The following is a 12,875-nucleotide window of genomic DNA, read 5'->3' as shown; positions in this document are numbered from 1 at the left end:
GTTCGCTTTTCGTCTGCAGAAGTCACGCCTTCATCGTCTCCTTTTGCGCGGGCTGATTTTATTTCTTTTCCATCTTACCCACACAGCCGCCGCTTCCCCACACCGCACCACAGGCCAGCAGCCACCCCTTCCCCACTGCCCCTAGACAGCAGAAAAGCCCACTGAGAGGGCGTACCTCCCGTGGGCTTTAAAGGCTAAAAAGCGGGCTTAGACTTAAGCGCCAACCTCGTAACGGACGAAGCCAGTAATGGTGGTGCCGGCCTCTTCTGCGACCTGCTTGACGGTCTTCTTGTTATCGGACAAGGAAGCCTGCTCCAGCAGAACAACGGACTTGTAGAAGCCGTTCAGGCGGCCTTCCACGATCTTTGGAAGCGCAGCCTCAGGCTTGCCCTCCTCGCGAGTGGTGGCCTCAGCGATGGAGCGCTCCTTCTCGACGATCTCTACAGGAACGTCTTCGCGCTTCAGGTACTCAGCGTTCATAGCTGCAATCTGCAGAGCGGCAGCGTGTGCGCCTTCCTTGTTGCCTTCGTAGGAAACCAAGACACCGACTGCAGGAGGCAGGTCAGCGGAGCGCTGGTGCAGGTAGACAGCAACATTGTCGCCATCGACGGTGACTGCACGACGTGCCTGCAGCTTCTCACCGGTCTTTGCGGACTCCTGGTCAACGAACTCGGAGACCTTCTGGCCTTCGATCTCTACGTTGTTGAGTTCTTCCGGGGAGTTAGCCTTGGCTGCGGCTGCAGCTTCAACAATCTTGTTAGCGAAAGACTGGAAGCCCTCGTTCTTTGCCACGAAGTCGGTCTCGCAGTTGATTTCAACCATGGTGTTGCCGGATACGGCAACGAGACCCTCGGTAGCCTCGCGGTCAGCGCGCTTGGACACGTTCTTAGCGCCCTTGATGCGCAGGAATTCAACGGCCTTGTCGTAGTCGCCGCCGTTTTCTTCCAGGGCCTTCTTGCAATCGAGCATGCCGGAGCCAGTTGCTTCGCGCAGTGCCTTCACGTCTGCAGCAGTGTAGTTCGCCATAGTTAGGGCGATCCTCCTTGAAAAATCAATCAGTGTTCGTTGAGACAGCGTAGCCGAAGAAGCGGACTCGCGCCGTCTTTGGGTGGGGATATCCACCCCATTTTACCTTCATCAATGCGGTCGTACTGAGGCTAATTTTAGCCGCCTCCAGCATAGATAAAAGTAACCCCCACCGCCGTAGCACACGGTGGTAGGGGTTAGGTAAACAGCCTTGTACAGGAATTATTCCCTAGCTGCCCCACACCAAAATGTGCGTGGGGTATTCAATTAAGTGCAGTTAAGAAAGTATCCTCACAAGAGGCAGGCCTACTGTGCAGGCTTGTCTGCGGGTGCTTCCTCAGCCTTTTCTGCAGAAGCAGGATCGGATGCGGCCGCAGCAGCCTCAGCATCGCGCTGTTCCTTCTCTGCGGAATCGCCGGCAGCTTCCTTAGCAGCTGCAAGCTGGCGCTCCTCGCGAGCCTTCTTGCCCTCTTCGACGGCAGAAGCCACGATGCCGGACAGCAGCTTGGTGGAGCGGATTGCGTCATCGTTGCCCGGGATCGGGAAGTCAACGTCATCCGGGTCGCAGTTGGTGTCCAGGATGGCAACAACTGGGATGTTCAGCTTGTGAGCTTCCTTAACCGCGATGTGCTCCTTGTTGGTGTCAACAATCCACAGTGCGGACGGGGTCTTGGCCATCTCGGAGATGCCGCCCAGAACGCGCTCAAGCTTGGCGCGCTCGCGGTTGAGCATCAGAACTTCCTTCTTGGTGCGGCCCTTGTAGCCGTCCTCGCGCTCATCCATAGCCTGAAGTTCCTTCATGCGCTTCAGACGCTTGGACACGGTCTGGAAGTTGGTGAGCATGCCGCCCAACCAGCGGTGGTTGACATAGGGCATGCCGACGCGGGTTGCTTCTTCAGCAACTGCTTCCTGCGCCTGCTTCTTGGTGCCAACGAAAAGGATGGTGCCACCGTGAGCGACGGTTTCCTTAACGAACTCGTATGCCTCATCGATGTAGGTCAGCGTCTGCTGCAGGTCGATGATGTAAATACCGTTACGGTCGGTGAAGATGAAACGACGCATCTTCGGGTTCCAGCGACGGGTCTGGTGGCCAAAGTGCACACCAGCGTCGAGGAGCTCGCGCATGGTTACAACTGCCATGATTCGCTCGCTTTCTTTTAATTGTCTTTCGGTTTTCCAAATGTGCGGTGTTTTATTCCGCACCCTAGCAACGAAGGCCCTGCTAACACCTTGTTTCCAAGGACCACGTCAGCTGCCGGGCCGCCACACCCTTGATGCAGGATGCGACAACTTCGTCGCGCGTAGTCAATGCCTCCGTGATGGTTACCACCCAGCGGACACACTGCTATAGAAGACAATAATCCCAGCCAGCTGGATTTTCCAAACCGAACGAGCACTTTTCCACAAGTTTCTCTGGGCGTTTCACCTCGATTGTCACTCGAGTTTCTTCCGCCCCACCGCTGCTAGTTTATCCACAGCCGGTCCACCCTTCGCCGGGCATTATTGACCGCAGCGCTCCACACTGTGCCCCATGCACCCATTGCCACGACCACGAAACACCGCCGCTTGCCGATGCCCCCTTATCCCCACCCTCGCCACCATCCTCACTGGTGCGCTGGTGCTACTGTGCGCGGCGCCCGCTGCCGCATACGTCGATCCCGCCTCGGGTAAACCGCGCCCGGTGCGAGTGCTGCGCGGGTTTGATAAGCCCGAGCATAAGTGGAGCGCGGGCCACCGAGGCGTCGATATGGCCCTAAGAATTGGCAGCCCAGTCGTCGCCGCCGAATCCGGCACCGTGGCTTTTGTCGGCACCGTTGCAGGAACTCCGGTCGTGTCGATTGACCATGCCGATGGCATTCGCACCACGTATCAACCCGTGCACGCGAGCGTTACCCAAGGCCAAGCGGTGCACGAGGGCCAAACCATAGGCAAACTCGGCCACCCAGTAGACGGCACACCAGGGCTGCATTGGGGCGCGCGGATTGCCAAAGACAGCTACATCGACCCCTTAAGCCTGCTGGATATGCCGGTCATCCGGCTCAAGCCTTTATAAGAATCACTCAGGCCCGCGGGTGGGCCTGGGAATAGACCTGCTTTAGCCGCTTTGCGGAAACATGCGTATAAATCTGTGTGGTACTCAAAGACGAGTGACCCAGTAACTCTTGGACCACGCGCAAATCCGCGCCGCCTTCTAAGAGGTGTGTAGCCGCAAGGTGGCGCACCCCGTGAGGTGTTAGGCCGCTTGTGCCGGTAATCGTGGCAGCTTTGTCCACGATGCGCCGCACCTGGCGCTGGTCAATGCGCGCTCCCCTGCTGCCTACAAAGATGGCGCGGGTATCTCCTCGCGCCATTTCTTTGCGCCCGCCGTCTAACCACTGCTGCAGGGCATCGGTTGCGGCAGCGCCGAAGGGCACGACCCTTTGCTTATTTCCCTTACCGGTAACACGTGCGGTGGACCGCTTAAAGTCCACGTCTTCTATATCGAGGCGGACCAATTCCGCCACGCGCATTCCGGTGGCATAGAGCACCTCCAAAATGGCGCTATCGCGCTGAAAATGCGCTTCATCGACAGAAACCGCATTGCCCACAAGTTCGCCCGCCTGCTGCGGTGCCATCACCGTCGGGAGATGCTGGCCCACCTTCGGTGTTACCAATCGTGCCGCAACATCGCGGGTGAGGTAGCCTTCCCTTTCCGCCCAGGTAGAAAAGGCTTTAACTGAGGCAGTCCTGCGCGCCAGCGTTGCGCGCGCCTTTCCTTCTGCAACCGCATTTCCTAGCCACTGGCGCAGGTTATTGAGGCTAAAGTCCGCAAATGTATCGATGTCTTGGGCCAGGTTTTTTAAGTCCGCGCGGTAGCCACGCACCGTGGCCTCCGCACGGCCTTTGACATGGAGTTGGAAGTCCGCAAAGTCCTCGATTGCCTCGTCCATTTGCCTGACCGGGCCATGACTTTCTGCGGCCTTCCGTTTATCACTCATACCCCACGAGTTTACTTGCTTTTCAGCCCATCTCTAAGCGAACCCAGTTATTTCCTTCCCGCACGATCACACACATTTTCTCTAGGGCAAGCAATAAGTGGACGGTGAGGGGCAGGCGGAACCCCGCGTCCCGCGCAATATCTTCAGCAGTAGCCGGAGGGCTGCCCGGCGGCGGGGTCGCGTCAAAGACCCGCAGCTCATTCCGCGATAATCGCTGCGTTAAAGACGCCGCAAAATTCATTTCATACTGCGCCTCCGGATCAACCGTCCCGGCGCGGCCCACCAGGGCGCGGACTTCATCAGCGCTGGCGACCAACTGGGCCCGCCCGTCCTGGATGCGCTGGTGGCACCCGAGCGAACCGCTCGTCGTAATTGGTCCCGGCACCGCCATGGCAACGCGCCCCAAGGCTTCTGCCCAGTTGAGGGTATTAAGCGCGCCCGAGCGATATGCCGCTTCCATGACCACGATTCCTTGGCTTAGCGCCGCAACAAGGCGGTTGCGAATGAGGAAGCGATGCCGCTTGGGTGCAGTTTCTGGAGCGAATTCGGAGACGATGCAGCCATTATCGGCTATCTGGTCAAAGAGTCCGCCGTTGCGGGCCGGATAATTCTTATCGATCCCGCATGCGGCGACAGCAATAGTGCGACCCGCGTTGTGCAAGGCGGTCTCATGCGCCACGGTATCTACGCCCAAGGCGCCGCCGGAGACGATAGTCCATTCATGATTCACTAGGCCCGAGACCACGCTTTGGGTTGCTTGCCACCCGTAGCGCGAAATGGCGCGCGTGCCCACGATTCCAACGGCCTGCCCTACCTCGGGTTTCAGCGCTGAGCCGCGTACCCACAAGCTATGCGGAGGCACCGCTTGCTCATCGAACGTGGCCGGCGCGTCCGCGCCATTCTGGTAGAAGCCAAAGGCAGAAGAAAATGCCACTGCTGGCCACTCCGGGCTATCGGCCGTAATCAAGCGCGCCCCAACGCGCTCTGCCGCAGCGAGATCTTCTTTCTGCCGCACCCAATCAAACCGCGAGGCCGTGCGTGCTAAAAGAGGCCCGATCCAATCGGCTCGGTGATAAATCCCGTGGGCAATCTCTTCTGCCGAATGGTGCTCCAGCAAGGCCTGCAAGGAGGCAGACGGGCCCTCTACCACGCGATTGAGATATACCCACGTGGCAAGTGGAGTCGATAAATCAAGATCGCTCATGCCGAAAGCCTCCCCACCGTCTGGCTCGAACGCAGATCGAGGGCTTGGCCCACTTCCGCGAGATCGGGTGTGGAGCTGCCGTGCAAATCCGCCAAGGTCCACGACACGCGCAGGACGCGGTCGATGCCGCGCTGTGAAATCTCGCCCTCGGCAAGGTAGGCAGACAACATGATCATCGCGGACTCGGAAGCCGGGCGGTGCCGGCGCAAATAGGACGAGGGCACGGCGCCGTTGACGCGTGCGGGAATACCATCGGCTGCCCAGCGCGCCCGGGCGCGGTCGCGGGCAGCGGCAACCCGCTCAGCAATGGCGGCAGATGACTCTTCGCCCTCCGCGTTAATGGTGGCTGACTGCCCAGACAGGGTGACCACCATGTCCAAGCGGTCGCGCAAGGGTCCCGACAGATTCGATAGATAATTAAGGCGGTCACGTGGATTACAGGTGCATTTTGAGGGATCCTCGGCGGCGCACCGACAAGGGTTGGCGGCCATGATGAGTTGGAAACGCGCCGGGTAGTCTATTTCTTGCTGCGCGCGTGCCAGGCGGACATGGCCTTCTTCTAAAGGTGCCCGCATGCCGTCGAGGACCGGTGCGCTTACCTCGCTGACCTCATCGAGAAATAGCACCCCGTTATGCGCCAGGCTCACCGCACCTGGGCGAGGATGGCCGCTTCCACCACCGAGGAGGGCTGCGCGGGTAACCGAAGAGTGCGGGGCGATGAAGGGAGCATGAGAGACCACTTCACCAGGGGTTCCCGTCAGCGAGTGGATAGCGGTGGTTTCTACCATCTGGTCCGGGCTCAGGTCAGGAAGAATGCTGGGCAGGCGCGAGGCGATCATGGATTTTCCCGAGCCTGGTGGGCCGATCATCAACAGGTGGTGCCCACCGGCGGCGGCGACTTCTGCCGCCCATTTGGCATGGTGTTGGCCGGCTATATCGCAATAGTCGAGGCGCTCCTGCGCGGGCGCCGGTGCGGGTTGGTCAGAGCAGCACTCGGCAGCGCGAGGCAGGTCACGCTCTCCTAGCGCCCAGGCAAAGGCATCAAAAAGCGTAGCTGCAACCAGCACATTCATATCGGGCACGAGGGTGGCCTCGGCGGCATTTCCTGGCGGAATTACCAACGTCGTAATTCCCTCCTCGCGGGCGGCAAGAAGCGCTGGGATAATGCCGGGTACCGCTCTAACCGTGCCGTCCAGGCCCAGTTCCCCGAGCACCAAGGTTTCTTCGAGAACCCGGCTGGGCGCCTGCACGAAGCGCGCGTAGTCAGCTCCGTGTTGTTCTACGTGGGCGGCGAGAATCGCAAGGGCCATGGGCAGGTCAAAGTGGGAGCCCGATTTTGGTAGAGAGGCTGGAGACATGGACACGATGACCTTGGTTTTCGGCCATGGCAAGCGGGAATTCGCGGCTGCGGTCTTGATGCGGTCGCGGGATTCAGATATCGCAGTATCCGCATGTCCCACCACATGGATTCCGGGAAGCCCGTGCCCCACATTCGCTTCTACGGTGATAACGCGGGCCAGCACGCCGTGTAGGGAGACTGCTAAACATTTACCGAGAGCCATCATCGACCCCCGTAAAGTGCTCTAGCTCAAAACCCTCGCCTTTGACCACGAGAGCTATGACATCAAAGCGCACCGTGGAAAGCGGCTTGCCATCTAACCATTGGACAGCGGCCCTGCGCATGCGCGAAAGCTTGTGTGGAGTTACAGCCTCGGCTATGCCAAAGCTCGCTGTAGAGCGGGTTTTCACCTCGACAAAGACGATGGTTCCATCTGGCTCGCGGGCGATCAGATCGATTTCTCCCACACGGTAGCTAACGTTGGCGGCGATGATCTCGAAACCCCGCTGGCGGAGGTAGCGCGCGGCAATTGATTCGCCACGCTTGCCTAGCTGTTGTCTATGCCGAGGGCGTTTCGTGGCCAAGTGTTTATCGGATGCAAATTGCATGTGCGGTGTCCTCTTCTTTCGTGCTGTTTGTACTGCACGCACAGAACACCGCAGGATGTGGGCAGGCTACAAGCCCGAAAACCAGAAAACCGCCGCAGATGTGAATAACTCTGGCTTCACGAATAGTTATCCACAGCTGCGGCGGGATGGAGCGGGCGCCGAGTTGACAGGAGCGCTAAGCCCTAGTCCGGCATGATGAAATCCGGCTTATCCAGTTCCTCGATATTGACGTCCTTGTAGGTAATGACGCGGACGTAGCGCACAAAGCGCGCGGAACGATACATATCCCATACCCAGGCATCGGACATGCGCACCTCGTAGTACACATCGGGCCCGGCGGTATGGGGAATCAGTTCTACGGCATTGGCCAGGTAGAAACGGCGCTCGGTTTCTACGACATAAGAAAACTGGCTGACAACATCGCGATATTCGCGGTAAAGGGACAGCTCTACCTCTGCCTCGTAGTTTTCGAGTTCCTCTGCACTCACTTGGACCTCCAAAAGATGGGATAGCTCGCCCTAGCTTAGCGCGCAGAAACCACAAATTTCGCTAGGCACGCGCAGTGAATTGGGCATGGGCGCGCTGCACATTGCTGTAGCTCATGCGGTGTTCCGGGCTCGCCCCCAAAGCGGCAATCGCGGCCTCGTGCGCCTTAGTGCCATAGCCCTTATGCCCAACCAATCCATAGCCCGGAAAGCGCTCATCCAGATCCCGCATGAGGTGATCCCGGCTTACCTTGGCCAACACGCTTGCCGCCGCGATACAGCGCGCCGCCGCATCCCCGCCGATGATGGGCAGGTGAGGTTGAGTAAGGCCGGGGATAAAGAGGGCATCGGAAAGCACATAGCCCGGGCGCTTGTCCAGGCGCGCTACCGCCCTGCGCATGCCTGAGGTATTCGCGTGCTGGATGCCGCGCTTGTCGATGTCCCCTGCCTCAATATGCACCACAGACCAGTCCACAGCCTTGTCTTTAATGATGGGAAAGAGCTTCTCACGTTGGCGGGGCGTGAGCTTTTTGGAATCGGTTAAGGTATCCAATTCACCCACGATGCGCTCGGGCAGGATGCAGGCGGCGATGGTGATGGGGCCGCAGCACGCACCGCGGCCGGCTTCATCCACCCCAGCGACGGGGCCGAGCCCCGCCCGGGCCAGCGCTACCTCAAAGGTGCGCTGCTGCTTAAGCTGCCGCATCCTGGATATCCGGATCGTCGATACCACCAAAGCGCGATACGGGCAGGACCACGGCTTCTACCTTGCCGCGCACATTGTCTACCGGCACGGTGCCTTGCAGGTGGTCGCCGATGTGCGCGCGGGAATCAAGAGAATTGGTGCGGTTATCCCCCATGACCCACATATTGCCTTCCGGGACGGTCACGGGGCCAAAGTACTCGCCGCCACAAGCCTGCGAGCCAGAGCCGGGATCCACCGGAATCTCGGGAGGATCCAACGTGAAGCTCTGATCTATTGGTTCACCGTCCACCATCACCGCGGAATCGCCCTCTTCGCACTTGACCGTCTGGCCCTCGGTGGCGATAACGCGCTTGACCAAGATATTTTCCCCATTGGGCAAAAGCCCCACGGATGCAAGGGCATTTTGGGCACCGCGCACCAGCACGTTTTCGGAGCGCTGGACTTCAAATTCGGTATTCCAGGATTCTGGTCCTTCAAATACCACGACATCGCCCGGGTCTGGGTCGTGGAAGTAATAGCTCATCTTCTGCACCGCGATGCGGTCATTATCGCAGCCAGTACAGCCATGCAGTGTGGGTTCCATCGATGCGGAGGGAATGACATACATCCGGCCGACGAAGGCCTGCAATAGGACCAAGAGCACGAAGCCGCCTATGACCGGCGCGAGGAAATCGCGGGTGCGCAGGCGCTGTTGTTGCGGCTTAGCTTTGGATGTCTGGGTCATCGACCCCACCAATGCGGTTGAACGGCCAGAATACGAACTGCACCTTTCCGCGCACATTATCTACGGGAATCGTGCCGTGGAAATTATCGCTCATGTGGTAGCGCGAATCGGCAGACGCGGTGCGGTTATCCCCCATGACCCAGATATTGTCTTCGGGCACCTTTACCGGGCCGAAGTACGGGCCGCCGCAGGCTTCCGATCCGGTCGACTCATCCACCGGGTAAGTCGGCGGGTCCTGTACGTAGTCTTGATTGATGGGCTTGCCATCCACCATGACCGCGGGATCACCCTCTTGGCACGACACTGTCTGTCCACCGGTAGCGATAACGCGCTTGACCAGGGTATTTTCATCTGGCGGCGCCAGGGAAATAAAGCTCAACACATCCTGGATGCCATGAATGACGGAATTGGATGAGCGCGGTGACACGTAACTCGAGTTCCAGTCGTCCGTGCCTTTAAAGACCACGACGTCTCCTGGCTCTGGGCCCTTATCGCCGTAGTAGGAGACTTTTTCTGTAAAGATGCGGTCATTGGTGCATCCCTCACAACCGTGCAGCGTCGGCTCCATGGATCCTGAGGGAATCACGTATTGGCGGCCAATGAAGTTTTGGAATAGCCCCACGACCACCAGCACGGAAAGGACGACCACGAGAGTCTCCAGCCACCACGGCATTTGTTTTTTCTCCGTGGATGCCTTCTCCGTGGCCGCTTCTTTGCCCTGCGAGATGCTTTCGTTGTTCACCCGTCAGATCCTAGCAACTGCGTGCCCGCGATCCGGATTGGCTCCCGTGGCTGCGGGTCGATTCACAGGAAATCGAAATGATTTGAAGAGGACACAATAAAAACTCCCTCCCTTTCAAGCACTGTGAATGTGAGAAAGGAAGGGAGAGAAACGCTGCGCGCAGCGGCGCTAGAACTAGCGACGCTCCTTGATGCGAGCCTTCTTGCCGCGCAGATCGCGCAGGTAGTACAGCTTCGCACGACGGACGCGGCCGCGGCGGGAGACCTTAATGGACTCGAGGTTCGGGGAGTGAACCGGGAAAGTACGCTCTACACCGATACCGAAGGAAACCTTACGCACGGTGAAGGTCTCGCGAATACCGGAGCCCTGGCGGCGGATGCAGATGCCCTTGAAGAGCTGTGCACGCTCGTTGTTACCCTCAATAACCTTGACGTTGACGTCGAGGGTATCGCCGGGGCGGAAGGACGGGATGTCGTCGCGCAGCTGTGCTGCATCGACCTTGTCGATAATGTTGGTCATACCAATATTCCTTTTCAGTTTGGGACAGAGGACCCTAGCGGCGCATAGCCTGACCGGTTCGTGCCCGTTACATAGAACAATGGACTATTTTTCCATAGGAACCGGCCAATTCCAAATTCCTCCGCTTCGCAGATTTACTACCCTACCTGGGGCGAACGGGCCGGGGGGCACCCTAGGCGGGCATGGGCGAGCGGAAACGGGAATGGTGCTCATCGAGGATCTTCGCCGTGCCCAGGTGCCGCGCGCGGAAAACAAGGTACGAGGCCCCCACGGCAATCACCGTGATGCTAAAGAGGATGATAATCCCACTCCAGAACGTTCCATCATGAATGCCATCGGTGGCGCGGGTAAACGCATCCTTGGCATAAGACATCGGGTGGAAGGGGTGCAGCAGGCTCAGCGCGCGCGGAATCGCCACGACTGGCCATACCCCGCCAAAGACCATCACGCCCAGGGCGAAGGCGCCGGCGGCAAAGACCGAACCAATCTTGCGCCCAAAAGTAACTAGGAAGAACTGGTAGGTCGCAGCACCTACGGCGGATATCGCAGCGAGTACGAGGGCGATCATGGACCAGCTTGCCGGCTGCCATCCCAGGGTAGAAGACATCAAGGCCATAAACGCCAGCACGAGGAAGTTCAGCCCGGTTAGCGCGGCAAAAGCGCCGAATACGCTGCGGGCAGGGCTAGTTACCCGTGCTCCCCTACGCGCCATGTAGTACGGCAGCGTCATCGCCAGCAGCAGCATCACGAGGAAGCCGAATACAAGCACGAAGAGCATGGAGGCACCGCCGGTAATATTCTTCTCGGTCGGATCCGCTGGGTTGACCACCGTTTGCACGGGGTGGACATTAGATGCGGTGAAATTGATGGGCACCGCCATATTTTGCGCCGAATCCTCTGGACGGGAAACGGTGGGGGCTTTGGCGGCGCCATCGGCAAGCTTCGTGGATAGTTCGCCGGAACCTTCCTTGAGGCGATCCATGCCGCCCTTGAGCTCGGCTCCGCCTTCTATCAGCCGGCCGGTGCCGTCCTTGAGCGCGCCCGTGCCATCGTGGAGGCGAGATGCGCCATCCTGCAGGCGGGACGCGCCGTCCTGCAGCTGTGCGGTACCGCTGCTTAGCGTTCCGACTCCACCGCGCAATTCCTTAATGCCATCGGACAGGCGGTGTGCCCCGCCGTTCAGCGTGGTAAGGCCACCCAGATATTCCGATTGCGGATCGGACAGGTTGTAGTGCAGCTGGCCGGTACCTGCGGACAGTTTTTCCAGTTGCCCCACCATATTTTCACTGGATGCGGGATCGAGCTTGGATACGAGGGAATAAAGCTGGTCTGCTTGTTGGTTCATGCCAAGCCCGCGCAGAACGTCTACCAGCTGGTTAAGACCGGGCACCACGGCTTGGGCTTGTTTCAGCACGGGGATGAGCATGCCCGTGAGCTGATTGACTCCGGCATCGATCTGGCCTGCACCATCGGCGAGGCGGCCGGTGCCGGCAAGGAGCTTGTCGGAGCCATCGGCAAGCTGAGAGGCGCCGTCATCGAGGCGCGCGGCGCCATCGCTCAGCCGACCCGCACCGTCATTCAACCGCCCGACGCTGTCATTTAACCGCGTCGTTCCGTTGAGGAGCTCGGCCGTGCCGTTATTAAGCGTTCCCGCACCATTGTCGAGCTTGTTGATGCCCTCAATCGCGCGCCCGCCGCCCTCTTGCAGCTTTCCGACGCCCTCATCGAGGCGCCCCGCACCATCCGAGGCATTGTTCAGGCCATCGCTCAGCTTAGTAAGCCCCTCGATGACTTGGTCTGCGTACTTTTTGGAAATGGCGTTTTCCACGCTGGTTTGCACCTGCGGAATGAGGCTGGAGGAAATCACGGAGCCATTCGTGCCGTAGTAGTCATTGCTAGCGAAGTTGATCTCAGGCTTTTCGGGCTTATCGCTGATGATGGTGACGGCTTGTTCGGAAAAGTTCTTCGGGATCGTCACGACCATCAAGTACTCGCCCTTGACCAGTCCCTCATCGCCTTCGCCCTTGTTAACCTCAGAGAAGTTGAGGTAATCGGTATCCAGCAAGCCCTTGACCACCTGGTCGCCATAGTTGGTGTGCTTGCCCTGCTTATCCACGCCCGCGTCTTCGTTGACCACGGCGAGGTTAATATTGCGCATGTACTTGGATGGATCCCACATGGCCCACATCATGGTTCCAGCCACGATGATGGGCGCAACGAGGAAAAATACGATAAGCACCCGCGACAAAGCACTGCGCGGGCGCCAATCTAGGAGGCGGTGCCAGCCCAGCGCTCCCCGGCCCTTGTGTTCCCCGCCGCTTATCGAAGGCATCTCTGCGGTATCCTCGGCACCGTGGCTGCTATCGGCCGCACGACTCATAGTTGTCTCCTTATGGCAGTAGTTCGGCGCCTCCCTTACTCCCCATCCGCTCAGGAGTACCTCGCTAAAGCAGGAGAGGAAGGACGCCATTTATTTAGTTTTGCCCAACTTACCATTAGAAGGCGCGGGAGTCCGCATCGACTGCAAGTGGCGGTCATATTTTT

General features: G+C 59.1%; 13 protein-coding genes. 1 reads left to right on the top strand and 12 read right to left on the bottom strand.

Features of this window, described 5'->3' with window-relative positions:
* Positions 1 to 213: 213 nt before the first annotated feature.
* Positions 214 to 1,026, bottom strand: a complete 813-nt coding sequence (gene tsf, locus ABRP93_RS00430) for a translation elongation factor Ts (protein WP_349886454.1) — start codon at positions 1,024 to 1,026, stop codon at positions 214 to 216.
* Positions 1,027 to 1,332: 306 nt separating this feature from the next.
* Positions 1,333 to 2,166 (bottom strand): 30S ribosomal protein S2, encoded by an 834-nt coding sequence (gene rpsB, locus ABRP93_RS00425; protein ID WP_005278684.1) that lies wholly within the window; start codon positions 2,164 to 2,166, stop codon positions 1,333 to 1,335.
* Positions 2,167 to 2,557: 391 nt separating this feature from the next.
* On the opposite strand from rpsB, the gene ABRP93_RS00420 reads away from it, so the two are divergent.
* Positions 2,558 to 3,079 (top strand): M23 family metallopeptidase, encoded by a 522-nt coding sequence (locus ABRP93_RS00420; RefSeq protein WP_349867629.1) that lies wholly within the window; start codon positions 2,558 to 2,560, stop codon positions 3,077 to 3,079.
* A 7-nt stretch (positions 3,080 to 3,086) separates the two neighbouring features.
* On the opposite strand, the gene ABRP93_RS00415 is transcribed toward ABRP93_RS00420, so the two are convergent.
* From ABRP93_RS00415 to ABRP93_RS00370, 10 genes are all read right to left on the bottom strand, one after another.
* Positions 3,087 to 4,004 carry a tyrosine recombinase XerC gene (locus ABRP93_RS00415; protein ID WP_349886452.1) on the bottom strand — a complete coding sequence of 306 codons (918 nt, stop codon included), beginning with the start codon at positions 4,002 to 4,004 and terminating at the stop codon, positions 3,087 to 3,089.
* A gap of 22 nt (positions 4,005 to 4,026) precedes the next feature.
* The gene (gene dprA, locus ABRP93_RS00410) at positions 4,027 to 5,208 is read right to left on the bottom strand and encodes a DNA-processing protein DprA (RefSeq protein ID WP_349886450.1); all 1,182 of its coding nucleotides are present in this window, start codon (positions 5,206 to 5,208) and stop codon (positions 4,027 to 4,029) included.
* On the bottom strand, positions 5,205 to 6,770 hold the full coding sequence (locus tag ABRP93_RS00405) for a YifB family Mg chelatase-like AAA ATPase (protein WP_349886497.1): 1,566 nt from the start codon (positions 6,768 to 6,770) through the stop codon (positions 5,205 to 5,207). Before ABRP93_RS00405 ends, dprA begins: the two co-directional genes overlap by 4 nt.
* Positions 6,757 to 7,155, bottom strand: a complete 399-nt coding sequence (locus tag ABRP93_RS00400) for a YraN family protein (RefSeq protein WP_349886449.1) — start codon at positions 7,153 to 7,155, stop codon at positions 6,757 to 6,759. The genes ABRP93_RS00405 and ABRP93_RS00400 overlap by 14 nt, the downstream gene beginning before the upstream one ends.
* A 182-nt stretch (positions 7,156 to 7,337) precedes the next feature.
* Positions 7,338 to 7,643, bottom strand: coding sequence for a DUF2469 domain-containing protein (locus ABRP93_RS00395; protein WP_005278666.1), 306 nt, complete (start codon positions 7,641 to 7,643; stop codon positions 7,338 to 7,340).
* Positions 7,644 to 7,704: 61 nt separating this feature from the next.
* Positions 7,705 to 8,355 carry a ribonuclease HII gene (locus ABRP93_RS00390; protein ID WP_198010488.1) on the bottom strand — a complete coding sequence of 217 codons (651 nt, stop codon included), beginning with the start codon at positions 8,353 to 8,355 and terminating at the stop codon, positions 7,705 to 7,707.
* A complete protein-coding gene (gene lepB / locus ABRP93_RS00385; RefSeq protein WP_023022907.1) occupies positions 8,333 to 9,070 on the bottom strand; it encodes a signal peptidase I in 738 nt (245 codons plus the stop codon). Before lepB (ABRP93_RS00385) ends, ABRP93_RS00390 begins: the two co-directional genes overlap by 23 nt.
* Positions 9,048 to 9,743, bottom strand: a complete 696-nt coding sequence (lepB, locus tag ABRP93_RS00380; protein ID WP_369707576.1) for a signal peptidase I — start codon at positions 9,741 to 9,743, stop codon at positions 9,048 to 9,050. Before lepB (ABRP93_RS00380) ends, lepB (ABRP93_RS00385) begins: the two co-directional genes overlap by 23 nt.
* Before the next feature lie 243 nt (positions 9,744 to 9,986).
* Complete coding sequence (rplS, locus tag ABRP93_RS00375) at positions 9,987 to 10,331, bottom strand: 50S ribosomal protein L19 (protein ID WP_005278655.1); 345 nt, start codon at positions 10,329 to 10,331, stop codon at positions 9,987 to 9,989.
* A 172-nt stretch (positions 10,332 to 10,503) separates the two neighbouring features.
* Entirely contained in the window at positions 10,504 to 12,711 is a 2,208-nt protein-coding gene (locus ABRP93_RS00370; protein ID WP_349886446.1) for a YhgE/Pip family protein, read from the bottom strand.
* Positions 12,712 to 12,875: the final 164 nt, after the last annotated feature.

The sequence above is a fragment of the Corynebacterium sp. KPL2850 genome (genome assembly GCF_040225855.1).
Classification (GTDB): domain Bacteria; phylum Actinomycetota; class Actinomycetes; order Mycobacteriales; family Mycobacteriaceae; genus Corynebacterium.
Note: the sequence above shows the minus strand (reverse complement) of the source record. Positions and strands in the feature narration are given on the sequence as shown.

What these genes read in the sequence shown, in the direction of transcription:
- tsf (WP_349886454.1), bottom strand. Translation starts at nt 1,026, where the DNA reads ATGGCGAACTACACTGCTGCAGACGTGAAGGCACTGCGCGAAGCAACT.
- rpsB (WP_005278684.1), bottom strand. Translation starts at nt 2,166, where the DNA reads ATGGCAGTTGTAACCATGCGCGAGCTCCTCGACGCTGGTGTGCACTTT.
- ABRP93_RS00420 (WP_349867629.1), top strand. Translation starts at nt 2,558, where the DNA reads ATGCACCCATTGCCACGACCACGAAACACCGCCGCTTGCCGATGCCCC.
- ABRP93_RS00415 (WP_349886452.1), bottom strand. Translation starts at nt 4,004, where the DNA reads ATGAGTGATAAACGGAAGGCCGCAGAAAGTCATGGCCCGGTCAGGCAA.
- dprA (WP_349886450.1), bottom strand. Translation starts at nt 5,208, where the DNA reads ATGAGCGATCTTGATTTATCGACTCCACTTGCCACGTGGGTATATCTC.
- ABRP93_RS00405 (WP_349886497.1), bottom strand. Translation starts at nt 6,770, where the DNA reads ATGGCTCTCGGTAAATGTTTAGCAGTCTCCCTACACGGCGTGCTGGCC.
- ABRP93_RS00400 (WP_349886449.1), bottom strand. Translation starts at nt 7,155, where the DNA reads ATGCAATTTGCATCCGATAAACACTTGGCCACGAAACGCCCTCGGCAT.
- lepB (WP_023022907.1), bottom strand. Translation starts at nt 9,070, where the DNA reads ATGACCCAGACATCCAAAGCTAAGCCGCAACAACAGCGCCTGCGCACC.
- lepB (WP_369707576.1), bottom strand. Translation starts at nt 9,743, where the DNA reads ATGCCGTGGTGGCTGGAGACTCTCGTGGTCGTCCTTTCCGTGCTGGTG.
- rplS (WP_005278655.1), bottom strand. Translation starts at nt 10,331, where the DNA reads ATGACCAACATTATCGACAAGGTCGATGCAGCACAGCTGCGCGACGAC.
- ABRP93_RS00370 (WP_349886446.1), bottom strand. Translation starts at nt 12,711, where the DNA reads ATGAGTCGTGCGGCCGATAGCAGCCACGGTGCCGAGGATACCGCAGAG.